The following is a 25,857-nucleotide window of genomic DNA, read 5'->3' as shown; positions in this document are numbered from 1 at the left end:
CTCCGTTTCTGCCCGACGGCTCGTCAGCATGCCGAGCCACAAGCCCTACGGAGCATCGGGGGATGCACATGAACAGCGTTCCGCAGCACCTGCTGAGCGAGGACCGCCAGGATTACGAGCGGATCCTCGATGAGGCGCTGCGCTCCGCACCACACCGCCCGGAACTGGCCGCTGTGGGACAGCGGCTCAACCCCGAACAACTGCGCACCATGGCGCTGAACGCCACCGCTCTCATCACGGCGGCGGCAGCGGCCGAGTACCACCACTACGTGAAGGTCCGCGAGGAACTGCGCCGGCCGACGCAGTCCACCCCGCCCGTCCACGACAGCACCTCCCGCTCCCTGGAACAGGAGATGGACGGCCTGGGGCTCGCCGCCACCATGGGAGAGGCCGCCGCGAGTGCCGGAGCAGGTGCCGTCGTCGCGGTGCTCGCTCCCTTCCTCGCCGGTGCCGCCGCGGTGATCTTCCTGCTCGTCGGCTACATCCTCAAGATGGTCGATCCCGACCAGGCCTTCGCCCGTACCCTCCTGACCACCGGGTGGGTCTTCGGCGCGATGACGGCGGCGACGATCCTGATCGCCGCGATAGGGCTGCTGATCACCGCCCTGCGCAACAGCTCCGCCGAGGACGAACCAGGCCCCCAGGGCGAGTTGGCCCTGGAGGTGACCCGGGCCAGGGAATCCTGGCGAGAGGCCCTGCTGGAGCGCGGAATCCTGCCGTTCCTCCGCGAGGCGCTCGCCGACCCGGGTACGGCCGCGATGAGCCGGAAGACTCCGGAAACGACCCCCAGCCGCATCCCGCACCTCGGGTACGACCGGCCGGGGTTCAGCAGCCCCGACAGCGGCGCCTCCGCGGGATCGCGGCCCAGCTTCACCAGCCCGGACTTCACCAGTCCGGACTTCGGCGGGCCGGACCACCGACCGGAGTGAGGCGGTGCCGGCCGACCGTGCCGGTGCCACCGGCGCCGACGGCACCGAGGGTGCCGCCGGGTGCCGGTGTCCCGGGTCGAGGACCCCGGCACGACGTCCACGGGCTCACGCCGCTTCGACGGCCGGGGAGGAGCCATCGTCTCGCCGAGACCCGTGGAAACCTTTGGAGACCGCGCAGAGCACCGGAGAGTCCGCTGCCGACGAGCGCCGCCGGGAATCTGCTTCGGACGGCGCTCACCGGGTTCCGGCGGCCGTGTCACCGAACCGGTGACGGAGATCAGCCGTACAGGCGCTGGCCGTACTGCGGGCCGTAGTGCCGTTCGAGTTCCTCCAGGCTCTCCGGACGGCGCTCCAGGGTCTTGGCGATCAGAGAGCGCGGCGGGGCCGCGTCCGGGTTCCAGCTGTCCGCCTTCCAGAGCCCGGCCCGCAACACGGCCTTCGGGCAGTGGTAGAAGACCTCGTCGACCTCGATCAGCAGGGCCAGCTTCGGGCGATTCCCCTTCACGACCATCTGCTCGAAGAACGGGGCGTCCTGGAGGATGCGCGCCCGTCCGTTGATGCGCAGGGTGTCACTGCGGCCGGGGACCAGGTACAGCAACCCGACCTGCGGATTGGTCAGTATGTTGCGGAACCCGTCGCCGCGCCGGTTGCCGGGCCTGTCGGGTATGGCGATCGTCGTGTCGTCGACAACCAGGGTGAAACCGGCGGGATCGCCCTTCGGCGACGTGTCGCAACTGCCGTCGGCGGCGGAGGTCGACACCAGGCAGAACGGCGACGCCGCCAACCACTGCTTGTCGAGCTCGTGCAGACTGCTCCGCACCTTGTCCGCCGCCGCCGGCGTCGGTTCTCCGAGCAGCGCGCCCAACTGCTCGAGCGACGTCACCTCGACGAGATCCTTGGAGACCACGACCCACCCCCTCCGTCCGGCACGTGATCGCGTGGCAGAGAGTAGAGGAGTTCGCCTCGAACGGGCAGTTCCCGCTCACCCCGAACTCCTCGGACTTCTGCGGAATCCTCCCCGAGGCGTCGCGAGGTGCGAGACGCCCGGGTCGTAGGGGAATCGGGAGCAGCGGGCGCGACGGGCGGTGCCCGTGATCAACCGACGACCACGAGCACCGGCCGGGAACATCAGTCCGCGATCGGCAGATACACCCGGTTCCCGCTCTCCGCGAACTCCTTCGACTTCTGGAGCATCCCCTCGGCGATCTCCTCGGCGGAGGCCCCCTCGGACGCGGCGCCGCCGAACCGCTCCGTGATGCTCTGGCTGATCTTCATCGAGCAGAACTTCGGTCCGCACATCGAGCAGAAGTGGGCGGTCTTGGCCGGTTCCGCCGGGAGGGTCTCGTCGTGGAAGGCGCGGGCCGTGTCCGGATCGAGGGCCAGATTGAACTGGTCCTCCCAGCGGAACTCGAAGCGCGCGTCGGACAGCGCGTCGTCCCATGTCCGGGCGCCCGGATGTCCCTTGGCGAGATCGGCCGCATGAGCGGCGATCTTGTAGGTGATGACACCGGTCTTGACGTCGTCACGGTTGGGCAGACCCAGATGCTCCTTGGGCGTGACGTAGCAGAGCATGGCCGTGCCCCACCAGGCGATCATCGCCGCACCGATGCCGGAGGTGATGTGGTCGTACGCGGGCGCGATGTCCGTCGTCAGGGGCCCCAGCGTGTAGAACGGGGCCTCGTCGCAGACCTCCTGCTGCAGATCGATGTTCTCCTTGATCTTGTGCATCGGGACATGTCCCGGGCCCTCGATCATGGTCTGCACATGGAAGCGCCGGGCGATCCGGTTGAGTTCCCCGAGGGTGCGCAACTCCGCGAACTGCGCCTCGTCGTTGGCGTCGGCGATCGAACCCGGTCGCAGTCCGTCGCCCAACGAGTAGGTGACGTCGTGCGCCGCGAGGATCTCGCAGAGTTCCTCGAAGTTCTCGTAGAGAAACGACTCCTTGTGGTGCGCGAGGCACCATGCCGCCATGATCGAACCGCCTCGGGAGACGATTCCGGTCTTCCGGTTCGCGGTCAGCGGCACATACGGCAGTCGCACCCCCGCGTGTACCGTCATGTAGTCCACGCCTTGTTCGGCCTGCTCGATGACCGTGTCCTTGTAGATCTCCCAGGTCAGCTCCTCGGCCTTCCCGTCGACCTTCTCAAGGGCCTGGTACAGCGGCACCGTGCCGATCGGCACGGGGGAGTTGCGCAGCACCCACTCGCGTGTGGTGTGGATGTTGCGGCCGGTGGACAGATCCATGACCGTGTCGGCGCCCCAACGGGTCGCCCAGGTCATCTTCTCGACCTCCTCCTCGATGGAGGACGTCACCGCCGAGTTGCCGATGTTGGCGTTCACCTTCACCAGGAACCGCTTGCCGATGATCATCGGCTCGGTCTCCGGGTGATTGACGTTGGCGGGGAGAACCGCGCGACCCGCCGCGATCTCCTCCCGTACGACCTCGGGCGCCATGTTCTCCCGGATCGCCACGAACTCCATCTCGGGGGTGATCTCGCCCCGCTGCGCATAGGCGAGCTGTGTGACCGCCTGGCCGGTACGACCCCGGCGCGGTTGGCGCGGCCGGCCCGGGAAGACCGCGTCGAGGTTGCGCAGGCCCCCACGCGGCGATGTGTGCTTGATTCCGTCGTCCTCGGGACGGACGGGCCGCCCCGCGTACTCCTCCGTGTCCCCGCGAGCGACGATCCAGTTCTCTCGCAGCGGCGTCAGACCCCTGCGGACGTCCGTCTCCACAAGCGGATCGGTGTACGGGCCGGAGGTGTCGTACAGCGTGACCGACTGCCCGTTGGTGAGATGCACCTGACGGACCGGCACCCGCAGATCGGGGCGCGAACCCTCGACGAACGCCTTGTGCCATCCGATGGACGTTCCGGCCTCCGAGGACATGTGCTGCTGATCGGAGGCAGGCGTGTGCGCATCCTTGTTGGTCATGAGACCTACTCCCTACGCCGGCATTACCCGGTAACAGGTTCAGCGGTCGACGCAGCGGTTTCCGCTCGACGATGTTCCACGTGAAACATCGCGTCCACGGAGGTCAGCGCCCTCTCAGCCCGGTGCTCCGAGCTCCCGCGTGTGCAAAGGTCCTCTCACGCTAGCGTCTAATTCCGCGGCCTGCACAGTAGGCCTCGCGCCATCTTGCAATGATCGGTCGGTGACCTCGATGCAGCACCCGCCCCCCTATCCGCCCTCCGAGCCGCCTCGCGGTCGCGGTCCGGGCGACCGGCACGACCATGGCCATGGAGGCGGTCATGGGCCCGGGGACGGTCACGGAGGCGGCCATGGAGGCGGGCCTGGGGACGGCAACGGGTCCGGCGGCGGGCACGGCCACTCCCACAGCCATGGGCCGGCCGCCCCCGTCTCACGTCATCTGCGCAGAGTCATCGCGGCGATCCTCATTCCCTTCACCGCGGCGGTCGTGGTCGGTCTCGTGGTGCTGTGGCCCGGCGGCGTTCCGGACCACAAGCGGACCGGTGTCGGCTTCGACCGGCAGACCCAGCAGGCCACGGTCACCACGGTCGTAGCGGTGGACTGCAAGTCCGTGAACGCCTCGGGCGAGACCCCGACCGGCGACACCTCCACCGCCGAGGGTTCCTCGGCACAGCAAGAGGCGGGAGGTACCTGCAAGAAGGCGACGATCCGGGTCGACACCGGCAACGACAAGGGCCGTACGTTCACGGAGATCGTCCAGCCCGACCAGTCCCGGCAGTTGCACCAGGGCGAGAAGGTCGTGGTCGCCTATGAGCCCTCCGCGCCCAAGGACCTGCAGTACTCGGTCACCGATGTGAACCGCAAGTTCCCCATGGCCCTGCTCGCCGGCATCTTCGCGGTCGCCGTGGTGGTCGTGGGACGGTTGCGCGGCGTCATGGCGCTCGTCGCGCTGGCCGTGAGTTTCCTGGTGCTGAGTCTCTTCATCCTGCCGGCGATTCTGCAAGGCTCGAATCCGCTGCTCGTGGCGGTGGTCGGATCGAGCGCCATCATGCTGATCGCCCTCTACATGTGCCACGGTCTTTCGGCCCGCACCTCGGTGGCGGTGCTCGGCACCCTCATCTCGCTGTCGCTGATCGGTCTGCTGGGCTCGGAGTTCATCGACTGGGCCGCGCTGACCGGGAACACGGACGACAACACCGGTCTGATCCATGGCCTGTACCCGCACATCGACATGAGCGGTCTGCTGCTCGCCGGCGTCATCATCGGTTCGCTGGGCGTTCTCGACGATGTGACGGTGACCCAGACGTCGGCGGTCTGGGAGCTCCACGAGGCGAACCCCTCAGTGGGGTGGCGCGGCCTCTACCGCGCGGGCATTCGCATCGGACGCGACCACATCGCATCGGTCGTGAACACCCTCGTTCTGGCTTACGCGGGTGCCGCGTTGCCCCTGCTGCTGCTCTTCTCGATCGCGCAGAGCGGTGTGGTGACGGTCGCCAACAGCGAGTTGGTCGCCGAGGAGATCGTGCGGACGCTCGTGGGATCGATCGGGCTGGTGGCCTCGGTGCCGGTCACCACGGCCCTGGCCGCCCTCATGGTCTCGGCCGACCGTCCGCAGACGGCAATGGCCGCGGACGTGGCCCCGGCACGCGGGGGACGGGGACGCCGCAGGAGGCGGTGATCCACTGGAGCGGTCATCCGCCTGGAACCGCGGTCGGCCTGGAACGGCGGTCCGCCACAACGGTGATCCGCCCCGAACCGTGGAGGCAGCTGCACAGACGCGCCAAGTCCGTCTGCCGCCGCCGACTTCACTGTCCGGTCGACGCGCCCACTCATGGCCCTGTCACGCCTGAGGAACCGTTACAGCGCCCTCAAACGCCGCGGCGCCTCCAGGTACGCACAGCACCCGCGAGGAGCCGTTACAGCGCCGTAGAGAGCCTCAGCCGGCGCTCTGCTCCTCCGCCAGGATCCGGTCCAGCGCCTCGTCCAGATGCGCGTCGAAGTCGGCGAGCGAGCCCTCCTGCCCGAGCGGCACCAGCTTGTCCGTGCGGTCGAGAAACGCCACGAGCGGCACCGCACCCGATCGGAACAGTGCCCGATCGGCGCCCACCTGGAGCCGGATCAGCACATCGCCGAAGGTGTCCGGCTCGGCCGGCGCGATGTGCACGTCGCCGTCACCACACGGCCGCCCTACCCCGTCGACCAGCAGCTCGCGTCCGAAGGCCCAGGTCACGGGCGCATCACCGGGCAAGTGGAAGGTCAGCCGTACGGCATAGGGATCGCAGGTCTCGTAACACAGCTCCACCGGAATGCGGAACGAGAGCTCCTCCGAGACGAGAAAACTCATCATGACCTCTGCCTGTACCGACTCGCGCATCGCCTACCCCGTCAGTAGCCGTCGACTGGCCAGGAATGATCCCCCTGACACGTTCAGAAGTTTGCTGAACGTAGATGGCAGATCACAAGGAGTGAGTTTTCAGATGTTGATAGAGACGGCGAGTGTCCCTACTAGCCTTCCGACCTCCGCCTGCAACCGATATGCCGCGGACAGCAGCCGGTCGGCCTGGTGGGCGGGCAGTGAGATGGCCACCGTCGCAGCCGTCGCACCAGCGGTGATGGGCACCGCGGCACAGACGGTACCCAGTGCGTACTCCTGACGCTCGAGGACGGGTTCCATCCGTCCGATGCGGTCGAGCCGCCGCAGAAGAATGTGCTCGTCGCGCACCGTGTAGGGGGTGATCGATCGCACAGGATAGCGATCGATGTGGTCCCGCCGGGCCTCCTCGTCGAGCTGCGACAGGAGGCATTGACCGATCGCGTGTGCGTGCCCGGTCTCCCGGAAGTCGGCCCATTCCGCGACCGCCGGAGTGCCCGGGCTGTCGGCCACGCTGAGGACCTGGATCTCGCCCTCGCGATAGACCGCGTAGTAAACAGGGGCACCGATCGAATCACGCCATTGTGCGAGTGCGTCGTCCATGACGCTGCGACGTTTCTGCTGGACTGCACCGCTGCTCAGTCGCTCGGCGGCGTCACCGAGGAAGAACAGCCCCTTCTCCCGGCGCAGATAGCCTTCGTGGGTCAGGGTGCGCAGCAGGTGGTACGCCGTGGGCAGCGCGAGACCGACCTCGCGCGCCAGCTGCTTGGCCGGGGCGCCGTACTCACGGTCGGCGACGGCTTCGAGCAACCGCATCGCCCGCTGCACGGACCCGATGAGGGTGGATTGCGGTTGCCCGGGCGGAAGTCGCTCCTCCACCGGTGAGGCGCGCCGCTGGACGGGTGGGGCGGGTGAGTCTGCGCGTGCGGTGCCAACCGTGGCCAAGGATCACTCCCGGAGCGCGAGGAGGGCCTCCCGTGCGGGGACACGGAAGGGGATGCGCCACGCGCGAGGCCTGCCGCGCGTCGAGCTCCGGACTTTAACGGTCCGCCACCCCCTGCCGACGGCCTCACCGAGAAAACTTCCCCCGGCCGAGGGAACCTCAGCCCGCTGTTTCCGGCCGCTTGTTCCGGCCCACCCCGTCCGCCGGCGCTCCGCCGCGCCGTACGCCCCGCCCGGTCACGACCGTCACCAGTCTCCGCGCGACGTCGAGCTCGACATGAACTTCCGCACGACGTAGATCAGTCCGCCGACCAGAGCGACGAACACCAGCAGCTTGAACAGCAGCCCGATGACGAAGCCGATGACACTCGCGATCACACCCCCGAAGACGACCAGGGCGATGACCGGCACCGCGATCCACTTCACCCACCACGGCAAACCCGCGAAGATCTCTCGCATCGCCTTGTCCTTGTCTCTGTGCCCGTCGCCCCACGTCCAGTTCGGGGGCTCTGCTCACGGGTCCCTGTTCTGTCTTCGATGCTAGGGCCGCCGAGGGGCGGAGAGTACGCCTCGCATCCCTCGTCCTCCCCTGACCGTCCCCCTAGGGAACCCCGAAGCCGCCCTCAGCTCTCGGGCGGAGAGAACATCACCAGCACCCTCAGGTCCTCGGTGATGTGGTGGAACTTGTGGGCGACGCCGGCGGGCACGTAGACGACACTGCCGCGGGCGACCTGAGTGGTCTCCAGGCCCACGGTGATCGAAGCCCTGCCGCTGACCACGAAGTACACCTCGTCCTGCTGGTGCGGGGTCTGCGGGTCCCGCTCGCCCGCGTCGAGCGCATACAGCCCGACCGACATGTTCCGCTCCCGCAGGAACTGCAGATAGGCACCCTCGTTGACTGCGCGCTCCGCCTCCAGTTCGTCCAGCCGGAATGCCTTCATCGCAGTTGTCCGCCCTTGCTCGGTACTCGTCCGTGATCGCGTCTGCCACGATCAGACACATGAAGAATTTCGTAGTCAAGACGATCGCCAACGCGGGGGCCCTGGCCGTCGCCGTCTGGATCCTGGACAAGATCACCCTCACCGGGACGAGCACCGGCAAGAAGATAGGCACACTCATCGTCGTCGCCCTGCTCTTCGGCCTGGTGAACTTCCTGGTCAAGCCGGTCGTGAAGGTGCTGACCTTCCCGCTGTTCATCCTGACCCTCGGCCTGATCACCCTGGTCGTCAACGCGCTGATGCTGCTGCTCACCTCGTGGATTGCGGGCAAGCTGGATCTGAGCTTCCACGTCGAGGGCTTCTGGACCGCCGTCCTCGGCGGCCTGATCATTTCGATCGTCTCCTGGGCGCTGCACATGGTGCTGCCCGACGAGGACTGAGTGAGCCCCATGACCTACCGCGTCTGCTTCGTCTGCACCGGCAACATCTGCCGTTCGCCGATGGCCGAGTCCGTCTTCCGCGCACGCGTCGAGGAGGCCGGTCTCGACGAGCTGGTCGACGTCGACAGCGCGGGGACGGGCGACTGGCACGAGGGTGACGGCGCCGATCCGCGCACCGTCACCGTCCTGGAGGAGCACGGCTACGGCAGTGATCATGTCGCCCGCCAGTTCCGGGCCTCCTGGTTCTCCCGGCTCGATCTCGTGATCGCGCTCGACTCCGGCCACCTCAAGGCCCTGCGCCGGCTCGCACCCACCCCCGAGGACGCGGCGAAGGTCCGGCTCCTGCGCTCCTACGATCCGGCGGCCGGCGACGACCTCGACGTGCCCGATCCTTATTACGGGGGGACGGACGGGTTCGAGGCCTGTCTTGAGATGGTGGAGACGGCGAGCCACGGGCTGCTCGCCGAGGTGAGAGAGCATCTGGAGGGACGGGCGGCATGAAGCCAGGGGACAACGACACGCCGGGTACGGGGATCGGCGACGGGACGCGCGCCGTCCGGGCGGGACTGCCCGAGCCGGTCAAGTACGAGCCGACCCTCCCGGGCCCCGTCTTCGCCGCGCACTTCCATCTGCCCGGGGAGCCGACCGGTCCATACACCTACGGCCGTGACGAGAACCCCACCTGGACCCATCTGGAGCGGGCCGTCGGCGAGCTGGAGGCACCCGGCGAGGACGTCGAGACGCTCGCCTTCGCCTCCGGCATGGCCGCGATCTCGGCGGTTCTCTTCTCGCAGTTGCGCGCCGGTGACACCGTGGTACTGCCCACGGACGGCTACCAGGTGCTGCCCCTGGTACGTGAGCAGCTGACCGCCTACGGCATCGAGGTGCGCACCGCGCCCACCGGCGACGACGCCCAGCTCGGTGTGCTCGACGGCGCGAAGCTGCTGTGGATCGAGACACCCTCGAACCCGGGGCTCGACGTCTGCGACCTGCGCAGGATCGTCGAGGTGGCGCACGTCCAGGGCACCCTCGTCGCCGTCGACAACACCCTGGCGACCCCGCTCGGGCAACGGCCCCTGGAGCTGGGCGCCGACTTCTCCGTGGCCAGCGGCACCAAGATGCTCACCGGACACGGTGACCTGCTGCTCGGATACGTGGCGTCCCGTGATGCCGGCCTCATGTCCTCGGTGCGACGCTGGCGCAAGATCGTCGGGGCGATCCCCGGCCCCATGGAGGCATGGCTCGCACACCGCTCGCTGGCCACGCTCCATCTGCGCGCCGAGCGCCAGACGGCCAACGCGCTCGCACTCGCCGAGGCGCTGCGCGACCGCCCCGAGGTGACCGGGCTGCGGTATCCGGGCCTGTCCGACGACCCCTCCCACAAGATCGCCGCGCAGCAGATGCGGCGCTTCGGGTGCGTGGTGTCGTTCTCCTTGCCCACGCGTGCCCACGCCGAGCGCTTTCTCGAGGCCCTGCGGCTCGTCGACGACGCCACGAGTTTCGGTGGTGTGCGGTCCACGGCAGAGCGGCGTGGACGCTGGGGCGGCGACGCGGTGCCGGAGGGCTTCATCCGCTTCTCCGCCGGTGCGGAGGACCCCCAGGACCTGGTGGCCGATGTGCTCCGTGCGCTGGAAGAATCGGCACGCTGACCCACGTCGTGGCGGTGACACCCGCTCCGGCTACGCGGTTCCGGAGCGTCGAGGCACCGCCCCGGGGATACTTTCTACGTACAACGGACGGTCCGAGCCTCCCCCCTCGTGGCTCGGACCGTCCCGGTTCTGTGCGCGAAGAACCGCGCGACCAAGGCTAGTTGACTCTGTGTCAGTGTCCAATCACAGTAGCGACAGCGACCTATCGACTTATTTATAGTTGGGCGCCGTCGGGGTGCGAGGAGGGGAGAGAACACGATGGATCTGGCCCTGCTGCGGACCTTCGTGACCGTGCACCGGGCAGGTTCCTTCACCCGCGCCGCGGCGCTGCTCGGCCTCTCGCAACCGGCGGTCACCTCGCAGATCCGTACCTTGGAACGGCAGGTGGGCCGCCCCCTCTTCCTACGGCAGGCCCGTGGAGTGACCCCCACGACCATCGGGGACGAACTCGCGCACAAGGCGGCACCTCATCTCGACGCCCTGGTGGAGATCACCGAGACCGGACTCGACGAGCACTCCTCGCTGCGCACCCTCCACCTCGCGGGCCCTCCGGAGTTCACCGCCGAGCGGGCCCTTCCCGCCCTAGCGGAGCTGTCCGACGACGGCGGACAGGGGCTCGCGCTGCGCGCCTCCTTCGGGAACGCCGACGAGACCCTGGAAGGGCTTTCCGCCGGGCACCACGATCTGGCCATCACCACGACCCGTCCGCGTGGCGCCCTGCTCACCGCGACTCCGCTCTGCGACGAAGAGCATGTCCTGGTCGCCGCCCCCCGCTGGGCCGCACGCATCGGCGGCCCCGGCAAGCTGCGCCGCAAGGGGGCCCATGCGCTTGAGAACCTCCCGGTGGTCGAGGTGCACGAGTCCCTGCCCTTCGTCTCCCGCTACTGGGCCTCCGTCTTCGACTCCCTGCCTGCCGCCTCCGGCACCGTGATCGTCCCCGATCTGCGTGCGGTCCTCGCCTGCGCCGTCACCGGTGCCGGACTCGCCGTGCTGCCCCGTTATCTCTGCGGCTCCTCACTGGAGCGGGGCGATGTGGTGGCCCTCCATGAACCCGCGGTCCCTCCGCTGCGGACGTACTTCCTCGTGGTCCGTACGGGGACACTGGCCATGCCGCACATAGCCCGGGCACATGAGTGGCTGCTGCATACAGCAGCCGATTGGTGCTGATCGAGGACGAGACGCCATATCCGGCGCCACAACCGGGACGCCGGGCGCTCCCGGCGCACCGCCACTGGGCGCAACCGGGGGTTCACGCGGGATTCGACTCCGTGTGGAGTGAGCGATGTTTCACGTGGAACAGGTTGGGCCACATTCCACCCATGACCGTTCGCCCCGTGGTCAAGCGCACCGCCCGCGCCATCCTGCTCGATGGCGACGACCTGATTCTGATCAAGCGCACCAAGCCCGGCGTCGATCCCTACTGGGTCACACCAGGCGGAGGCGTCGAGCCGTCGGACGCGACCGTCATCGACGCCCTCCACCGCGAGGTGCACGAAGAACTCGGCGCCAAGATCACCGATGTGGTGCCCTGCTTCGTCGACACGGTCGAGCACATCGGTGAGGGGTGTGGCGCGACCGGTGTAAAGGTCCAGCACTTCTTCGTCTGCCGACTGGAGTCCATGGACGAGCGTCTGCGGCACGGTCCCGAGGTCGAGGAACCCGCCGGCGAGTACGAGATCGTTCGGGTGCCCTTCACACGGGTCGGCATCGCCTCCGTCCATCTTGTGCCGCTGTCCCTGCGGCACTATCTCGACGGGAACATCGAAGGCGTACGAGCCATGCACGCGCCCGATCTGGGCTGACGTCGTGCACAGCGGTCCGGAGTCAGGGCCCCGCGGCGACCAGTTCCTCCACCGAGTCATGGCGTATGCGCTCCACCGGTATTCCGATGTCCCGGAGCACGCCCACACCGCTGCGGATCATTCCGGGCGGTCCCGAGAGATAGGCGTCGTACTCGTTCCAGGGCCCGTACCCGCGTATGACGTCCGGCAACTGCTGGTGCGCCTGCTCGTCGACGACCGGCCGGACCGACAGCCAGGAATGGCTCTGCTGGAGTCGCAGCATGGTGTCGATGTCGTACAGGTCGTGGTCGGTGCGCGCCCCGTAGAAGACCTCGACCGGGCGTCGCTCGCCGTGTTCGGCGACATCCTCGACCAAGGCCTTGATGGGTGCGATACCGGTGCCGCCGCCGAGACAGAGCAGCCCGCTGTGCGTGGTGTGGTCGACGGTCATCGTGCCGGCGGGCGGGCCGAGGCGGATGACGTCGCCGGGGCGGGCCCGGTGGACGAGCGCGTTGGAGACCCAGCCCGCGGGGACCGCCTTCACATGGAACGAGAGCAGTCCGTCCGAACGCGGCGCCGAGGCGAAGGAGTAGTGCCGCCATACCCGTGGCCACCACGGGGTCTCCACGCTGGTGTACTGCCCGGCGAGGAACGGGTACGGCTGGTCGGGGCGCACGGTGATCACCGCGATGTCCGGTGTACGCAGATCGTGCGAGACCACCTCGGCATACCACCAGGCCGGAGCCCGCAACTCGTCCGCGGCCGCCGCGTCGATCATCACCTGGGAGATCGTCGTGTACGCCCGCACCCAGGCCGCCTCGGTCCGCTCGTCCCAGATCGCGGGGGCGTACTTGCTCAGCGCGCCGATCAGGCATTCGCCGACGGCCGGATAGTGCTCGGGCCGGGTGCCGTACTTGCGGTGGCCGCGACCGAGGTTCTGCAGATAGGCGACGAGGACCTCGGTGTTGTCCATGTGCTCGGCGGCGGTCAGCAGTGCCTTGAGCAGCCTGTCCCGCTGAGTGTCCATGGCAGCGGGGAACAACGGCCTCAGATCGGGGTGGCGCACGAACAGCAGCGCGTAGAAGTACGAGGTGACCTTGTCGGCGATGGGCCCGACCTCGGCCATGGTCCGCCGGATGAGCACGGCGTCGGGCGATGGCTCGGGCTCGGGTCGGCGAGGCGGCGGCTGGCGCTCCGGGGAGGCCGCCGCGTGGGCGGGTTCCGGCTCGGTGATGGGGCGACCCGACGGGGCTGCCACTCCCGACCGCGGATGTATTCGGGACTGCTCGGCGCCGCCGCCGGAGGTCGGGCGCCTGACGGGCCGCATCGCCGCCAGACGGCTGCCCTCGGGCGTCTCCTGCTCCCCTCCCGGGGGCGTCTCGGGCTGGCTGCGGGGCGTGAACCAGCCGCCCCCGCCGCTGCCGCCGGACGTGCCGTCGTCGGCCGACATGGTGGTCGGAGCGTTCATGGTGTGCCTCGCCTCGAACATCTTTCGGTCGGTCTGCGCACTTCCCCGGTCGGAGGGCGACTGCTTCACCCCACCGACGGCCCTGCTTCCCCCGTTCGGTCCCTCAAGTCCAATGCGGCACAGTCAACCTGCAAACCCGCGGTGTACGGACTGGTAAGCCAGGAGTGTGATGTTGGCCGCAGCACTCTCACCGCAGCATCCCACTCGGCCCCGGCTCTCGGCCGTGTAACAGAGAATGCGGGCCTTCGATCTCTCCGTCCCGTTAAGCTGCATGGGCATGCGTTCGCGCCCTGCGGAACGTGCGCACATCACACCGGACGCGAACCGGACTCGACCATACCGGTCGCCGTCTCACACACAAGTCCCCTTTGGGTCGGCCGTGAAGCGGCAACGGCGCTAACCAGCGATTCCCTCGATTACCGGGCGCGGCGAACCAATTCATAGGCATCCCACAGATCCCGCCCGGTGTAGGTGTGGGTCGCACGGCCTTCCAGATGCCGGTCCGCATTGACCGCGACGGACACCGGAACCACCTCGAACAGGTCCTTGTCCGACAGCGAGTCACCGTAGGCGACGCAGTCGGTGAGGCCTACTCCGAACTCCGTGCAGAGCCCGGCCGCGATCCGCACCTTGGCGGCCGAGCTCATGAGTCCCGCCGGATCCACCGGCTCCCTGAAGGGCAACGCGGGGAAGCGGGAGCCGAACGCCGCATGTGCTCCCCACTGCGTCAGCCGCTCCACGAAGAACGAGGGCGAGAGCGAGATCACGGCGCAGTAGTCGCCGGCCTCGCGGATCTCCGTCCACACCTCTTGGATGCCGGTCAGCCAGGGAGCCGCCGTGAACGCGGCCGCCACATGCTCCTCCGTGAGTTCCTTCCACAGCCCGTACACCTGCGCGGCATACTCCGGCGGCCCTATGCGCCCGCTCGCAATCGCCGTGTCCAGCGCCACGGTCTCGGCCTCCCGGCCGAGTTGCCGCGATATCTCCACTGGTGCCGTCGTCCCATGCAGCAACGTCCCGTCCAGATCGAAGAGATGCAGTCTCGCCATGGGCAAGGAGGCTAGCGTCCACCTGCTCCCTCATCCCGGGATGCCCCTCGGCCGTCCGGGGTCCGGCCCGGTCATTCGCCCACCGACGACCGGTCGTGATCGGATCATCACCGTTTCACGTGAAACATCTGACCCTGTCCTGCGCGGTCGGGCGCGGCATGGCGAAAAGGGTGTGCGTTCGACCTCAAACCGGTGGACGCCAGTGGCTCATGTCAGACAGCCTGACCTGCGTGTCGACACCTTCCCTCGCCGATCTGCCCATTCGCCGTCTGACGCCCCGCGATCTCATCGCCTGCGCCGACTTGTCCCAGGACCGGGGGTGGCCACGCGAGGAACACAAGTGGGGACTTCTCCTGGCCGCCGGAAAGGGCTACGGAATCGACGACCCGCACGGTGGCCTCGTCTCCGCCTGTGTCGTGACCCAGTACGGAACCGAGTACCGACCCGATCTGAGCGCCATCGGCATGGTGCTCGTCGCCGAACGGCATGCCCGTCAGGGCGTCGGTCGTCGTCTGATGCGGCATGTGGTGGCCGAGTCGGGCACCACCGCCACCCCGCTCACGCTCTACGCAACGCCCTATGGCCGACCCCTTTACGAAGAGCTCGGCTTCAAGGTCACGGGCAGCGCCGAGATGGTGCGCGGCCACTTCACGCCCGATGGGGCAGCATCGGGCGTCGCCACCCGCGCGGCCACCGGCGAGGACCTCGCCGCCCTTGTCCGGCTCGACGCAGAGGTGTTCGGTGCCGACCGCACCCATGTGATCACCCGCCTGCCCGCATTCGCCGACCAGTTGCGTGTCGCCGAGGAGGACGGACGGATCATCGGTTACGCGGCCGCCTGGCCCAACATGGACACCCATGTCGTGGGTCCGCTCATCGCCCGCGACACCGAGACGGCGAAGGCCCTGATCGTGTCGCTCGCCGCCCACACCTCCCGGCCGCTGCGCACCGACGTCGATGTGCGCCATGAGGAACTGCTGAGCTGGCTGAAGGAACGCGGCCTCGCCTCCGTCGGCTTCAACGCGGTCATGACCCATGGCATCCCGGACCTGCCCGGCGACTGGACGCGGCGTTTCGCCCCGGTGACGGTCGCCGCCGGCTGAGCCGGTCTCCGGACAGGACGCGTGCCCGGGAGGCCGGAGACACGCGTCTCGTCCATGGAGCAGCCCGGTCAGCGGTGCACCGCAGCGGACCGCTCGCTGGGCACACCACCTGTCACGACGGTGCCGGAGGTCGTCTCGCGGCGCTCCAGGGCCGCGGAGAGGAAGGCCAGCAGCAGAGCCGACACCGCGAGGAGTGCGCCGACCCAGTTGGGGGCGGTGTAGCCGAGCCCTGCGGCGATCACCATGCCACCGAGCCACGCTGACAACGCATTGCCGAGGTTGAAGGCGCCGATGTTGGCGGCCGAGGCGAGCGTCGGGGCACCGTGCGCGTGATCCAGCACCCGCTTCTGCAGCGGGGGCACGGTGGCGAACCCGAGGGCCCCGACCAGGACGATCGTGAGCGCGGCGAGCAGCTTGTTGTGCGCGGTCAGCGTGAACAGCGCGAGGACGAGCGCCAGACCGCCGAGCGACACATACAGCATGGGCATGAGCGCGCGGTCCGCGTACCGGCCGCCGATGAGGTTGCCGCCCACCATGCCCAGGCCGAACAGCACCAGCAGCAGGGTGACCGAGCTGTCGGCGAATCCTGTGACGTTGGTCATCATCGACGCGATGTAGGTGATGGCAGCGAACACGCCGCCGAAGCCGAGGACGGTCATCGCCATGGCGAGCAGGACCTGGACGTTCTTGAACGCGGCCAGCTCGTGGCGGAGGTGGACGCCTTCCGGCTTGGGCAGGTCGGGCACGAGCTTCGCGACACCGAGCAGCCCGATCACGCCGAGTGCGGCGACCAGTGCGAAGGTGACCCGCCAGCCGGCGGACTGCCCGACGAGAGTGCCGAGCGGAACACCCACGACGTTGGCGATGGTCAGGCCGCTGAACATCATGGAGATGGCGGCGGCCTTCCGCTGTGGAGCGACCAGCTCGGCAGCGACGACCGAGCCGATGCCGAAGAAGGCGCCATGGGCCAGGGATGCCACCACACGGCCCACCAGCATCAGACCGAAGGCCGGGGCTACGGCGGAGATCAGGTTGCCGAGGACGAAGAGGCCCATCAGGAGCATCAGCATCCGCTTGCGGGAGACCTTGGTACCGAGCGCGGTCATGATCGGGGCACCGAACATCACACCCAGGGCATAGCCGGTCACCAGCAGACCGGCCGTGGGGATGGAGACTCCGAAGTCGTCGGCGACCTCGGGCAGTACTCCCATGATCACGAATTCCGTGGTTCCGATCCCGAAGGCCCCGATCGCGAGGGCCAGAAGCGCGAGAGGCATGAAGTAGACCTTCCAAGCGATTGCATGTGCGCTTTGTAAGCGTACACATTAATTGCAGACGCGCCATATATGCAATCGCAGGCTATTGCGGCGGTGCCCTATCCTGGGAGTGAGCCGCTCCGGGACGGAGGACAACGCCATGACAGCGACGGACCCCTCGCTCACCGCCCTTGCCCAGGGTTGGTGTGCTCTCTCCCTGCTCCACGGGAGGATCGAGGCCCGTATCGAGCGAGCCCTGCAGGCCAGGCACGGACTCAGTGTCCGCGAGTACTCCCTGCTGGACGTGCTGAGCCGCCAGCACGACGGCGAGGGAGGACATCTCCAGATGAAGCAGGTCGCCGACGCGGTGGTTCTCAGCCAGAGCGCCACGACCCGGCTGGTCACACGGCTCGAGGACCGCGGTCTGCTCGCGCGCTACCTCTGCCCGACCGATCGCCGCGGGATCTACACCAACGTCTCCGAGGCCGGTCTCCGGCTCCTCGAAGAGGCCCGTCCCACCAATGACGCCGCACTGCGCGAGGCACTGGACGAAGCGACCAAGAACCCCGAGCTGGCGCCGCTGGTCCGCGTCGTCGAGTCGTTGAGCGTGCCCGCATAGCGGGCGCCCACCTCGGCATTTGGTGAGCTCGCCCCTCCACATAGGGTGCGGGCATGGGAGACCTCGAGATACGCCCTGTCGTCACGGACGACGTTTCCGCCGTCGTCGCCATGCTGGCCGACGACCAGCTCGGCGCCCGGCGTGAGTCGCCGGACGATCTGACGCCGTACCTGAACGCGTTGGAGCGAGTGAACGGAGATCCGAACCAGCACCTCATGGTCGCCGTACGCGACGGCCGTATCGTCGGGACCCTGCAGCTTTCGATCATCCCGGGGCTGTCCCGCCGGGGTGCGACGCGCTCGATCGTCGAGGCCGTGCGCATCCACGCCGATGAACGCGGCAGCGGCCTCGGCACACAGCTCCTCCAGTGGGCGATCGACGAATCCCGCCGCCAGGACTGCCAGTTGGTCCAGCTGACGTCCGATGTCAGCCGGACGGATGCCCACCGCTTCTACGAGCGTCTGGGATTCGAGTCATCGCACATGGGGTTCAAGCTCGCGCTCTGAGCGGACCCCGCCTTTCCGGTCCACTCGGCCGGCGCCGCGTTTCACGTGAAACGGGGCGCCGGCCGGGCAACGGTCGCTAGCCGATCCCTCGCCATCCGTCCGGGTCCACTCCGCCCGGCACTGAAGCGCTCTCGTCGTACGGCTGACGCGTGAACACGAACGACCCGACGTCCAGGTGGCTCACGACACCGTCGGGGCTCCGTACGGCCCGCAGCAGCTCTCCGGCGTAGTAGCCCTCCAGCCCCGTCCATGTGCCGTCACCGTTCGCACGGAACCGGGAGCGACGGCCGTTGCCGGAGAGCGGCTCCAACGCGATGAGCCCGTCCGCCGTGATGCGCAGAGCGAAACCGTACGTCCCCCAGTACCACTGTCCCGCCCACTCCAGCACGGACGGATCCACGTCCGACAACGGGCGCCATGGCTCGGGGATCCGCGGTTCGGCCTCGGCGACGATACGGACGAGATCGGCACCCACCGTGGACACCTGCGGGCCGGAGGTGCAGTTGGCCAGGACGACGGCCGCGACGTCGTCCTCCACACCGATGGTGAGACAGGCGAGAAAGCCCGGCAGAGACCCCGTGTGTCCCACCAGCAGCCGCTCTCCCGATCTCCTGGTCTCCAGGCCCAGACAGTAGGCGTAGCCGGCCATCACATCGGCGCTTTCGGGGGGAGCCGCCGGCGTGCGCATCTCCAGAAGCGACCGGGCGCTCAGCACCCGGTCATCGCCCTGGACCAGAAAGGCCGCGAATCTGGCCAGGTCACCGGTCGTGGACCACAGTTGCCCGGCCGGGGCCATCCGCCCGAGGTCCTCGGACGGTTCCGGAAGCATGACATCGGCCCAGGGATGCACCGCCCAGCCTCCTGCGTGGGGCGCTCGAGGACGCCCGCTCGTGCTACGCAGTTCCAGCGGCTCGAGCACCTCGCCGCGCAGGACCTCCTCCCACGGGGCTCCCCGCAGCTTCTCGACCAGCGCGCCCAGCAACGTGTAGCCGGGGTTCGAGTAGTGGAACCGCCTGCCGGCCGCATGCAGGAACGGCCGCTCACCCAGCACGTCCGCGAGCTCCGGACGCAGGGATCCAGGTGTGCGCTCCCACCACGGCGCAGGCGACTCGGCCGCCAGACCGCTTGTGTGGGAAAGCAGTTCGGCGATGGTCGCCTCCCCGGCCACGGTGCCCGGCAGATGCTTCTCCAGCGGGTCTCCGAGGTCCAGGAGCCCCTCGTCCCGCAGCCGCATCACCAGAACCGCGGTGAAGGTCTTGGTGATGGAACCGATCCGGTACTGCACGTTCTCGTCGGGCGCGTGACCGTCCACGGAGGTGCGCGAGCCGTGCCACACCGTCCGTCCGCTCCGCACGACGGCGGCCACCAGCGACGGCGCCCGCCCTTCGACCTGCGCAACGGCGATCCGATGCAACAGAGCCCGACGCGTCGCGGGAAGCAGATCCTCTTGAGGTGTCGTCATGACTACAGTCCACCCCGCCCGGCATTTCCACGTCGAGCGCAATATCCGGCCCCTGCCGACGGGGCACCGTTCAGCGGAGGTGATGCACGGCGGTGATGAGCTGCGGAACGAGGCGCTGCGACGGCCGCGTCCGAGCTTCGACTCACATGTCGCTTACACCACCGAGAACCCCTGAGATGCGGGCTTCGATGCCGTCGAGCAGGAAGTCGAGACCGATCCGGAAGGTGTGGTCGGCGTCCAGGTGGGCGGCATCGCGCACCACCGTGGCCAGCGTGGGGAAACTGCCGGTGGCGAAGGTCCGCTCCAGATAGGGCCCGAGTGCGGCCTGCCAACGCTTCTCGTCCATCCCGGTAGCCCGCTCGGCACGCCGCTCTGCGATCTCCCGACGCACGGCGCCGATCACATACGCGTTGACCGAGGCCACCACCGGCATGATGGCGTCCACATCGACATCGCCCAGTGCGGCCACCACGGTCTCCCCACTGGCCAGCGCGTGCGGCCCCAGCTGAGGTCGGCCACCCAGCAGATCGGCGAGCCATTCATGCTCGTGGGCGGCGCGCCGAGTGGTTTCGGCGAGAGACCGGAGCACCTCCCGCCAGCCGTCTCCGACCGGCCTGATCTCGGCGTAGGCGGCGTCGACCATCAGGTCGAGCAACTCATCCTTGCCGGCGATGTAGCTGTACAGCCGCATCGGACGAACGTCCAGCGCGGTGGCGACCTTGCGCAGCGACACCGCGTCCAGACCGTCCGCGTCGGCCAGTTGGATCGCCGCCCGCACGATCCGTTCTCGGCTCAACGGCGCCGGCACGGGTCGATCTGGTGGCTCCGGCCTCTCCCACACCAACATGCCGTCACAATACATCGCATCGATCGATACAGTGTATCGACCAGTGCGGCGTATCGGAGGGGAAGCAACCATGACCATTGCCATCGTCGGAGCCGGCCTCGGTGGCCTGACTCTGGCCCGGGTCCTGCACGTGAACGGCCTGGACTCCGTCGTGTACGAACGTGAGCCGTCACGCGGCGCGCGGGGTCAGGGCGGCATGCTCGACATCCACTCGGGGCAGCGGGCGCTGCGCGAGGCCGGTCTGATCGACCGGTTCTACGCGATTGCTCGCGGTGAAGGCCAGGACATGCGGCTTCTGGAGCCGGACGGCACCTTGCTGCTCCAGGAGGACACGCCCGACGACGCCCCACTTGAGCGACCCGAGGTCGACCGCGCCGATCTGCGCGACCTGCTGCTGGATTCCCTCCCCGAAGACGTGGTGCGCTGGGGACGCGCGTTCACATCGGCCGACAACGGCCTGCTGCATTTCGGCGACGGCAGCAGTGCGACATACGACCTGCTGGTCGGCGCGGACGGCGCTCAGTCCCGGGTCCGCACACTGGTCACCGAGGCCCGTCCGGCGCATACCGGCCATAACGTCGTCGAGATCGGCATTCCCGACATCGACCGCACGCATCCGGACCTCGCGGCGATGGTCGGGCGCGGCACCTACTGGGTTCTCGGCAACGGGGTGTCCCTGGCGGCGCAGCGCAACGGCGACGGCCGCGTTCGCATCGGCCTCAGCTTCTACAACACCGCCGAGGACTGGTTCGCGACCAGTGGGATCCCGTTCGACGACCCGGCCGCCGCCCGGGCGCGGCTGATCGAACTGCTCCCCGGCTGGGACTCACGGTTCACCGCGCTGATCGCGGCCTGCGACGACACGGTCGTGCCGCGGTCGGTCACCACTCTCCCGGTCGGTCTGACCTGGCCGTCGACTCCAGGCGTCACGCTGCTCGGCGATGCCGCGCACCTGATGCCGCCGGTGGGAGAGGGCGCCAACATGGCGCTGCTCGACGGCGCACTGCTGGGTCTCGCGCTGGCCGCGCACCCGGACGACTTTGCCGTCGCAGTCAAAGGCTACGAGCGCGAGATGTTCGAACGCACCGGCGCTGCCGCCCGAATGTCCACGGACATGCAGGAATTGCTGGCGCTGCCGGACGCCGCCCAGAAAATGCTCGCGTTCTTCCAACCTGGCTGAAGGTAACCGACTACGACCAGGAAACCGGTCGTCCAGCCGACGCGATCACGACCTCCGGTGCCGGTCTCCACCCATCGGTCATCTGCCCTGCCGATGGGCCGCGCTCGGCGCCTGCCCGCTGGACGAGGCCGGCCTCCCCGTGTCGGCGGAAGCCAGGGTGACGAAAGTGCCCTGCAACGCTGAAGATCACGTCTGCGCCATGTCCACGAATCGTGAGTAGTGGCCCTGGAAGGCGACCGTGATCGTCGCCGTCGGGCCATTACGGTGCTTGCCGACGATGATGTCCGCCTCGCCCGCGCGGGGGGACTCCTTCTCGTAGGCGTCCTCGCGGTGCAGCAGGATCACCATGTCGGCGTCCTGCTCGATCGAGCCGGACTCACGCAGGTCGGACACCATCGGCTTCTTGTCGGTGCGCTGTTCGGGGCCTCGGTTGAGCTGCGAGAGTGCGATCACCGGCAGCTCCAGCTCCTTGGCCAGGAGCTTGAGGTTCCGGGACATCTCGGAGACCTCCTGCTGCCGGCTCTCGGACCGCTTGGAGCCGGACTGCATCAGCTGCAGATAGTCGATGACGACCAGCTTGAGGTCGTTGCGCTGCTTCAGGCGCCGGCATTTGGCGCGGATCTCCATCATCGACAGGTTCGGCGAGTCGTCGATGTAGAGAGGGGCGGCCGAGACATCGGGCATCCTGCGGGCGAGGCGGGTCCAGTCCTCGTCGGTCATCGTGCCGGACCGCATGTGGTGCAGCGCCACCCGCGCCTCGGCGGACAGCAGTCGCATCGCGATCTCGTTGCGGCCCATCTCGAGCGAGAAGATCACACTCGGCAGGTTGTGCTTGATGGACGCCGTCCGCGCGAAGTCCAGTGCCAGGGTCGACTTACCCATGGCGGGACGGGCCGCGACGATGATCATCTGGCCCGGGTGCAGACCATTGGTGAGCTGGTCGAGATCGGTGAAACCGGTCGGCACACCGGTCATCTCCCCCGAGCGTGAACCGATCGCCTCGATCTCGTCGAGCGCGCCCTCCATGATCTCGCTGAGCGGCAGATAGTCCTCGGCGGTGCGCTGCTCGGTGACGGCGAAGATCTCGGCCTGGGCGCTGTTGACGATCTCGTCGATGTCGCCGTCGGCCGCGTATCCCATCTGTGTGATGCGGGTGCCGGCCTCGACCAGCCGGCGCAGGACCGCCCGCTCGTGCACGATCTGCGCGTAGTACTCGGCGTTGGCCGCGGTCGGAACCGTCTGGACCAGGGTGTGCAGATACGGGGCTCCGCCGACCTTGGTGATCTCACCGCGCTTGGTGAGCTCGGCTGCGACCGTGATGGGGTCGGCCGGTTCACCCTTCGCGTACAGGTCGAGGATCGCCTGGTAGATCGTCTCGTGCGCGGGCCGGTAGAAGTCGTGGCCCTTGAGGATCTCGACGACGTCGGCGATGGCGTCCTTGGACAGGAGCATGCCGCCGAGCACGGACTGCTCCGCGTCCAGGTCCTGCGGCGGGACACGCTCGAAGGAGGAGCCCGCGCCGTCCCATGCGCCACTGTCCTGACCGCGGTCGTGCTGCTCGTCGCGGCCTCGGCCACCGTCACGGCCCTGGCGGGAGGCAGGGACACGATCACCCGGAGCGCTGTCGGCCCACGGATCGTCCAAGGGCTCGGAAATGCTCACCGGGCCGCCTCCTCCCGTCCGCCGCGCGGACCTCGCCGTGCACCTCATTTCTAGGGCACGACACTGACAAAGCGAGAAGCCCTGCTCCGGTTCTAGCGCGTCGGTTTTGTGCGTTTTCCGAGGACGGAGGAGGGAGCGGGCGCCGCACCACGTTAGGCCCGTCGGCACCGTCAGCCAATCTGGTTATCCACAGGCCATGTGGACGAGCGCCCGGATGCTGTGGAGAACTCCTCAAAACCTGTGCACGGTGCGGTGGACAGTCCTGTGAACAAGCCCTCAGGCACCCCGTCAAAAACTCGTTGACCAGCATCTTTCCCATCCACCGGCTGTGCAGAAGAAAAACTTCCCCCGTTAGAGCAAGATCCCCGCGAAGGGGACACGACGCCGCGTCACACTTGGATCTTCGTAAGGGTCACAACTGCTTTGCGTCGCTTACCTGTGGACGGTTAGATTGGTGCCCATGACACAGGCCCCGGCGACACCGCGCGCCATCCGACACCGGCACGACCGGGAGATCGTCGCACTGGCGGTTCCGGCCTTCGGCGCACTCGTCGCAGAGCCCCTGTTCGTGATGGCCGACAGTGCGATCGTCGGCCATCTCGGCACTGCGCAACTGGCCGGCCTCGGAGTCGCCTCGGCGCTCCTCACCACCGCCGTGAGCGTCTTCGTCTTCCTCGCTTATGCCACGACAGCCGCGGTCGCCCGCCGGGTCGGCGCCGGCGAACTGGGAGCGGCCATCCGCCAGGGCATGGACGGCATCTGGCTCGCGATGCTCCTGGGAGCCGTCGTGATCGCCGTCGTCCTGCCCACCGCCCCCGGCATCGTCGAACTCTTCGGTGCCTCGCAGACAGCCGCCCCCTATGCGACGACGTATCTGCGGATCTCCGCCCTGGGCATCCCCGCGATGCTGGTGGTGCTTGCCGCGACCGGTGTCCTGCGGGGGCTGCAGGACACCCGGACACCGCTGTACGTCGCCATCGCCGGCTTTGTCGCCAACGCCGTCCTGAACGCGACCCTCGTCTACGGCGCCGGTCTGGGGATCGCGGGCTCCGCCTGGGGAACGGTCATTGCCCAGTGCGGTATGGCCACCGTGTATCTGGTCGTCGTCGTCCGTGGAGCCCGTCGACATGGTGCCTCGTTGCGGCCAGATACGGCCGGGATACGTGCCTCGGCACAGGCCGGAGTACCTCTGTTGGTCCGCACATTGTCCTTGCGGGCGATCTTGATGATCGCCACTGCCGTCGCCGCACGACTTGGGGACGTGGATATCGCCGCGCATCAGATCGTCCTGTCCCTGTGGAGCCTGCTCGCCTTCGCCCTGGACGCGATCGCCATCGCGGGACAGGCCATCATCGGACGCTATCTCGGAGCGAACGATCCACAAGGAGCCCGCGATGCGTGCCGCCGGATGGTGCAGTGGGGCATCGCCACCGGGGTCGGACTCGGTCTGCTCGTCCTCGCGACCCGTCCGCTCTTCCTGCCCCTGTTCACCGGTGATCCGCTTGTCCATCAGGCGGCCCTACCGGCCCTGATCCTCGTGGCCGTCTCACAGCCCATCTGCGGCGTCGTTTTTGTCCTCGATGGCGTACTGATGGGTGCGGGGGACGGACGCTATCTCGCTTGGGCCATGTCGCTCACCCTGGCGGTCTTCGCACCCGTAGCCCTGCTCGTCCCCGTTCTCGGTGGAGCGCTCACCGCGCTGTGGGCAGCCATGACCTTGATGATGACCGTGCGCATGGTCACCTTGTGGCTGCGCTCTCGCTCGGGCCACTGGATCGTGACCGGGGCGACGCGCTGAGCGGACCCGAGGTCCCGGGTTCACGCCGTTTCACGTGAAACGGCGTCCTGATTCGCGCTGTTTCACGTGAAACGACACCCGCCCTTGGTCGGACACGAAGAAGGGCCGTACCCGTCGGGTACGGCCCCTCCCTCAGCTGTTCAAGCCGAGCGCAGCGTTCACGCCGCGACAACCTCGATGCTGACCTTGGCGGCAACCTCGGGGTGCAGACGCACGGACGTCTCGTGGGCGCCCAGCGTCTTGATCGGGCTGCCCAGCTCGATGCGGCGCTTGTCCACCTCGGGGCCACCGGAGGCCTTGATCGCCGAGGCGATGTCGGCCGGGGTGACGGAACCGAACAGACGGCCGGCATCGCCGGAGCGAACAGCCAGACGGACCTTGACACCCTCGAGCTGGGCCTTGATCTGGTTGGCCTGCTCGATGGTCTGGATCTCATGGATCTTGCGAGCACGACGGATCTGCTCGACGTCCTTCTCGCCGCCCTTGGTCCAGCGGATCGCGAAGTTCCGCGGGATCAGGTAGTTGCGAGCGTAGCCGTCCTTGACGTCGACGACCTCGCCGGCGGCACCGAGGCCGGAGACCTCGTGGGTGAGGATGATCTTCATGTGTCGGTCACCCTTCCCTTAGCGTGCGGTGGACGTGTAGGGCAGCAGCGCCATCTCACGGCTGTTCTTCACGGCCGTGGCGACGTCACGCTGGTGCTGCGTGCAGTTGCCGGTCACGCGGCGGGCACGGATCTTGCCGCGGTCGGAAATGAACTTCCGCAGCATGTTCGTGTCCTTGTAGTCCACGTACGTGACCTTGTCCTTGCAGAAAGCGCAGACCTTCTTCTTCGGCTTGCGCACAGGCGGCTTCGCCATGGTGTTTCTCCTGTGTGATCAAGAAGTGTGGGGTACGGCCCACCTTCGCCCCGTCCGGGTCCGAGGACC

26 protein-coding genes and 1 riboswitch are annotated in these 25,857 nt (G+C 68.1%); of the genes, 12 read left to right on the top strand and 14 right to left on the bottom strand.

The genetic code is table 11. From position 1 onward, the window contains the following. Window positions 1-62: 62 nt before the first annotated feature. Entirely contained in the window at window positions 63-929 is an 867-nt protein-coding gene (locus RCR19_RS18685; protein ID WP_331266187.1) for a hypothetical protein, read from the top strand. A 277-nt stretch (window positions 930-1,206) separates the two neighbouring features. On the opposite strand, the gene RCR19_RS18680 is transcribed toward RCR19_RS18685, so the two are convergent. Continuing rightward, window positions 1,207-1,836, bottom strand: a complete 630-nt coding sequence (locus tag RCR19_RS18680; protein ID WP_331266186.1) for a pyridoxamine 5'-phosphate oxidase family protein — start codon at window positions 1,834-1,836, stop codon at window positions 1,207-1,209. Between the two features lie 221 nt (window positions 1,837-2,057). Continuing rightward, complete coding sequence (gene thiC, locus RCR19_RS18675) at window positions 2,058-3,860, bottom strand: phosphomethylpyrimidine synthase ThiC (RefSeq protein WP_331266185.1); 1,803 nt, start codon at window positions 3,858-3,860, stop codon at window positions 2,058-2,060. Next, window positions 3,853-4,009, bottom strand: a riboswitch (TPP riboswitch). (Overlaps the previous gene by 8 nt.) A 71-nt stretch (window positions 4,010-4,080) precedes the next feature. On the opposite strand from thiC, the gene RCR19_RS18670 reads away from it, so the two are divergent. Then, window positions 4,081-5,535, top strand: a complete 1,455-nt coding sequence (locus tag RCR19_RS18670) for a YibE/F family protein (protein ID WP_331266184.1) — start codon at window positions 4,081-4,083, stop codon at window positions 5,533-5,535. Between the two features lie 258 nt (window positions 5,536-5,793). On the opposite strand, the gene RCR19_RS18665 is transcribed toward RCR19_RS18670, so the two are convergent. The 4 genes from RCR19_RS18665 to RCR19_RS18650 form a co-directional block, all read right to left on the bottom strand. After that, the gene (locus RCR19_RS18665; RefSeq protein ID WP_059127372.1) at window positions 5,794-6,231 is read right to left on the bottom strand and encodes an SsgA family sporulation/cell division regulator; all 438 of its coding nucleotides are present in this window, start codon (window positions 6,229-6,231) and stop codon (window positions 5,794-5,796) included. A 99-nt stretch (window positions 6,232-6,330) separates the two neighbouring features. Beyond that, complete coding sequence (locus RCR19_RS18660; RefSeq protein WP_331266183.1) at window positions 6,331-7,173, bottom strand: IclR family transcriptional regulator C-terminal domain-containing protein; 843 nt, start codon at window positions 7,171-7,173, stop codon at window positions 6,331-6,333. A 243-nt stretch (window positions 7,174-7,416) separates the two neighbouring features. Next, the gene (locus tag RCR19_RS18655) at window positions 7,417-7,629 is read right to left on the bottom strand and encodes a DUF5326 family protein (RefSeq protein ID WP_115975772.1); all 213 of its coding nucleotides are present in this window, start codon (window positions 7,627-7,629) and stop codon (window positions 7,417-7,419) included. 164 nt (window positions 7,630-7,793) lie between these two features. Further along, window positions 7,794-8,111, bottom strand: a complete 318-nt coding sequence (locus RCR19_RS18650; protein WP_059127375.1) for a cupin domain-containing protein — start codon at window positions 8,109-8,111, stop codon at window positions 7,794-7,796. 59 nt (window positions 8,112-8,170) lie between these two features. Between RCR19_RS18650 and RCR19_RS18645 the strand changes: the two genes are divergently transcribed. The 5 genes from RCR19_RS18645 to RCR19_RS18625 all read left to right on the top strand — a co-directional run bounded on the left by RCR19_RS18645 (window position 8,171) and on the right by RCR19_RS18625 (window position 11,999). Continuing rightward, window positions 8,171-8,548 (top strand): phage holin family protein, encoded by a 378-nt coding sequence (locus RCR19_RS18645; protein WP_059127376.1) that lies wholly within the window; start codon window positions 8,171-8,173, stop codon window positions 8,546-8,548. A gap of 9 nt (window positions 8,549-8,557) precedes the next feature. Beyond that, complete coding sequence (locus tag RCR19_RS18640; protein WP_331266182.1) at window positions 8,558-9,049, top strand: low molecular weight protein-tyrosine-phosphatase; 492 nt, start codon at window positions 8,558-8,560, stop codon at window positions 9,047-9,049. Continuing rightward, on the top strand, window positions 9,046-10,197 hold the full coding sequence (locus RCR19_RS18635) for a cystathionine gamma-lyase (protein WP_331266181.1): 1,152 nt from the start codon (window positions 9,046-9,048) through the stop codon (window positions 10,195-10,197). Before RCR19_RS18640 ends, RCR19_RS18635 begins: the two co-directional genes overlap by 4 nt. A gap of 258 nt (window positions 10,198-10,455) precedes the next feature. Beyond that, window positions 10,456-11,364: a LysR family transcriptional regulator gene (locus tag RCR19_RS18630; protein ID WP_331266180.1), complete on the top strand. Its 909-nt coding sequence runs from the start codon at window positions 10,456-10,458 to the stop codon at window positions 11,362-11,364. A 152-nt stretch (window positions 11,365-11,516) separates the two neighbouring features. Beyond that, the gene (locus RCR19_RS18625; RefSeq protein WP_331266179.1) at window positions 11,517-11,999 is read left to right on the top strand and encodes an NUDIX hydrolase; all 483 of its coding nucleotides are present in this window, start codon (window positions 11,517-11,519) and stop codon (window positions 11,997-11,999) included. 22 nt (window positions 12,000-12,021) lie between these two features. Here the strand turns inward: RCR19_RS18625 and RCR19_RS18620 are convergent, their stop codons facing one another. Both RCR19_RS18620 and RCR19_RS18615 read right to left on the bottom strand, forming a co-directional pair. Next, window positions 12,022-13,446, bottom strand: a complete 1,425-nt coding sequence (locus tag RCR19_RS18620; protein ID WP_331266178.1) for a globin domain-containing protein — start codon at window positions 13,444-13,446, stop codon at window positions 12,022-12,024. Between the two features lie 416 nt (window positions 13,447-13,862). After that, window positions 13,863-14,495: an HAD-IB family phosphatase gene (locus RCR19_RS18615; RefSeq protein ID WP_331266177.1), complete on the bottom strand. Its 633-nt coding sequence runs from the start codon at window positions 14,493-14,495 to the stop codon at window positions 13,863-13,865. 230 nt (window positions 14,496-14,725) lie between these two features. Here RCR19_RS18615 and RCR19_RS18610 point away from each other — a divergent pair, with 230 nt between their 5' ends. After that, entirely contained in the window at window positions 14,726-15,598 is an 873-nt protein-coding gene (locus RCR19_RS18610) for a GNAT family N-acetyltransferase (RefSeq protein WP_331266176.1), read from the top strand. A gap of 68 nt (window positions 15,599-15,666) precedes the next feature. Here the strand turns inward: RCR19_RS18610 and RCR19_RS18605 are convergent, their stop codons facing one another. After that, window positions 15,667-16,875 (bottom strand): MFS transporter, encoded by a 1,209-nt coding sequence (locus RCR19_RS18605; RefSeq protein WP_331266175.1) that lies wholly within the window; start codon window positions 16,873-16,875, stop codon window positions 15,667-15,669. A gap of 139 nt (window positions 16,876-17,014) precedes the next feature. Between RCR19_RS18605 and RCR19_RS18600 the strand changes: the two genes are divergently transcribed. Together RCR19_RS18600 and RCR19_RS18595 are read left to right on the top strand one after the other, a co-directional pair. Then, window positions 17,015-17,473 carry a MarR family transcriptional regulator gene (locus RCR19_RS18600; protein WP_331266174.1) on the top strand — a complete coding sequence of 153 codons (459 nt, stop codon included), beginning with the start codon at window positions 17,015-17,017 and terminating at the stop codon, window positions 17,471-17,473. 53 nt (window positions 17,474-17,526) lie between these two features. Beyond that, window positions 17,527-17,979 (top strand): GNAT family N-acetyltransferase, encoded by a 453-nt coding sequence (locus RCR19_RS18595; RefSeq protein ID WP_331266173.1) that lies wholly within the window; start codon window positions 17,527-17,529, stop codon window positions 17,977-17,979. Window positions 17,980-18,055: 76 nt separating this feature from the next. Here RCR19_RS18595 and RCR19_RS18590 read toward each other — a convergent pair whose 3' ends face one another. Both RCR19_RS18590 and RCR19_RS18585 read right to left on the bottom strand, forming a co-directional pair. Then, window positions 18,056-19,441 (bottom strand): serine hydrolase domain-containing protein, encoded by a 1,386-nt coding sequence (locus RCR19_RS18590; RefSeq protein WP_331266172.1) that lies wholly within the window; start codon window positions 19,439-19,441, stop codon window positions 18,056-18,058. 142 nt (window positions 19,442-19,583) lie between these two features. Then, on the bottom strand, window positions 19,584-20,288 hold the full coding sequence (locus RCR19_RS18585; RefSeq protein ID WP_331266171.1) for a TetR/AcrR family transcriptional regulator C-terminal domain-containing protein: 705 nt from the start codon (window positions 20,286-20,288) through the stop codon (window positions 19,584-19,586). 70 nt (window positions 20,289-20,358) lie between these two features. Between RCR19_RS18585 and RCR19_RS18580 the strand changes: the two genes are divergently transcribed. After that, the gene (locus tag RCR19_RS18580) at window positions 20,359-21,468 is read left to right on the top strand and encodes an FAD-dependent monooxygenase (RefSeq protein WP_331269480.1); all 1,110 of its coding nucleotides are present in this window, start codon (window positions 20,359-20,361) and stop codon (window positions 21,466-21,468) included. A 186-nt stretch (window positions 21,469-21,654) separates the two neighbouring features. Here RCR19_RS18580 and dnaB read toward each other — a convergent pair whose 3' ends face one another. Then, window positions 21,655-23,130 (bottom strand): replicative DNA helicase, encoded by a 1,476-nt coding sequence (dnaB, locus tag RCR19_RS18575; protein WP_059127386.1) that lies wholly within the window; start codon window positions 23,128-23,130, stop codon window positions 21,655-21,657. Between the two features lie 460 nt (window positions 23,131-23,590). Between dnaB and RCR19_RS18570 the strand changes: the two genes are divergently transcribed. Next, window positions 23,591-24,928, top strand: coding sequence for an MATE family efflux transporter (locus tag RCR19_RS18570; protein ID WP_331266170.1), 1,338 nt, complete (start codon window positions 23,591-23,593; stop codon window positions 24,926-24,928). A gap of 158 nt (window positions 24,929-25,086) precedes the next feature. Here RCR19_RS18570 and rplI read toward each other — a convergent pair whose 3' ends face one another. Further along, on the bottom strand, window positions 25,087-25,533 hold the full coding sequence (gene rplI / locus RCR19_RS18565) for a 50S ribosomal protein L9 (RefSeq protein WP_331266169.1): 447 nt from the start codon (window positions 25,531-25,533) through the stop codon (window positions 25,087-25,089). An 18-nt stretch (window positions 25,534-25,551) separates the two neighbouring features. After that, window positions 25,552-25,788 (bottom strand): 30S ribosomal protein S18, encoded by a 237-nt coding sequence (gene rpsR / locus RCR19_RS18560; protein ID WP_003949403.1) that lies wholly within the window; start codon window positions 25,786-25,788, stop codon window positions 25,552-25,554. Window positions 25,789-25,857 lie beyond the last annotated feature (69 nt).

This window comes from Streptomyces sp. WAC07094, from assembly GCF_036320405.1.
Taxonomy (GTDB): Bacteria; Actinomycetota; Actinomycetes; order Streptomycetales; family Streptomycetaceae; genus Streptomyces; species Streptomyces lannensis.
This window is presented reverse-complemented; position numbering and strand designations above follow the sequence as displayed.

Excerpts from the sequence above, each read along its gene's own strand:
- RCR19_RS18635 (WP_331266181.1), top strand. The coding sequence starts at position 9,046 with ATGAAGCCAGGGGACAACGACACGCCGGGTACGGGGATCGGCGACGGG.
- thiC (WP_331266185.1), bottom strand. The coding sequence starts at position 3,860 with ATGACCAACAAGGATGCGCACACGCCTGCCTCCGATCAGCAGCACATG.
- RCR19_RS18630 (WP_331266180.1), top strand. The coding sequence starts at position 10,456 with ATGGATCTGGCCCTGCTGCGGACCTTCGTGACCGTGCACCGGGCAGGT.
- RCR19_RS18620 (WP_331266178.1), bottom strand. The coding sequence starts at position 13,446 with ATGAACGCTCCGACCACCATGTCGGCCGACGACGGCACGTCCGGCGGC.
- RCR19_RS18615 (WP_331266177.1), bottom strand. The coding sequence starts at position 14,495 with ATGGCGAGACTGCATCTCTTCGATCTGGACGGGACGTTGCTGCATGGG.
- RCR19_RS18595 (WP_331266173.1), top strand. The coding sequence starts at position 17,527 with ATGGGAGACCTCGAGATACGCCCTGTCGTCACGGACGACGTTTCCGCC.
- RCR19_RS18590 (WP_331266172.1), bottom strand. The coding sequence starts at position 19,441 with ATGACGACACCTCAAGAGGATCTGCTTCCCGCGACGCGTCGGGCTCTG.
- RCR19_RS18645 (WP_059127376.1), top strand. The coding sequence starts at position 8,171 with ATGAAGAATTTCGTAGTCAAGACGATCGCCAACGCGGGGGCCCTGGCC.
- RCR19_RS18655 (WP_115975772.1), bottom strand. The coding sequence starts at position 7,629 with ATGCGAGAGATCTTCGCGGGTTTGCCGTGGTGGGTGAAGTGGATCGCG.
- RCR19_RS18585 (WP_331266171.1), bottom strand. The coding sequence starts at position 20,288 with ATGTTGGTGTGGGAGAGGCCGGAGCCACCAGATCGACCCGTGCCGGCG.
- RCR19_RS18625 (WP_331266179.1), top strand. The coding sequence starts at position 11,517 with ATGACCGTTCGCCCCGTGGTCAAGCGCACCGCCCGCGCCATCCTGCTC.
- RCR19_RS18650 (WP_059127375.1), bottom strand. The coding sequence starts at position 8,111 with ATGAAGGCATTCCGGCTGGACGAACTGGAGGCGGAGCGCGCAGTCAAC.
- RCR19_RS18605 (WP_331266175.1), bottom strand. The coding sequence starts at position 16,875 with ATGCCTCTCGCGCTTCTGGCCCTCGCGATCGGGGCCTTCGGGATCGGA.
- RCR19_RS18640 (WP_331266182.1), top strand. The coding sequence starts at position 8,558 with ATGACCTACCGCGTCTGCTTCGTCTGCACCGGCAACATCTGCCGTTCG.
- RCR19_RS18665 (WP_059127372.1), bottom strand. The coding sequence starts at position 6,231 with ATGCGCGAGTCGGTACAGGCAGAGGTCATGATGAGTTTTCTCGTCTCG.
- RCR19_RS18570 (WP_331266170.1), top strand. The coding sequence starts at position 23,591 with ATGACACAGGCCCCGGCGACACCGCGCGCCATCCGACACCGGCACGAC.
- RCR19_RS18580 (WP_331269480.1), top strand. The coding sequence starts at position 20,359 with ATGACCATTGCCATCGTCGGAGCCGGCCTCGGTGGCCTGACTCTGGCC.
- rplI (WP_331266169.1), bottom strand. The coding sequence starts at position 25,533 with ATGAAGATCATCCTCACCCACGAGGTCTCCGGCCTCGGTGCCGCCGGC.
- rpsR (WP_003949403.1), bottom strand. The coding sequence starts at position 25,788 with ATGGCGAAGCCGCCTGTGCGCAAGCCGAAGAAGAAGGTCTGCGCTTTC.
- RCR19_RS18685 (WP_331266187.1), top strand. The coding sequence starts at position 63 with ATGCACATGAACAGCGTTCCGCAGCACCTGCTGAGCGAGGACCGCCAG.
- RCR19_RS18600 (WP_331266174.1), top strand. The coding sequence starts at position 17,015 with ATGACAGCGACGGACCCCTCGCTCACCGCCCTTGCCCAGGGTTGGTGT.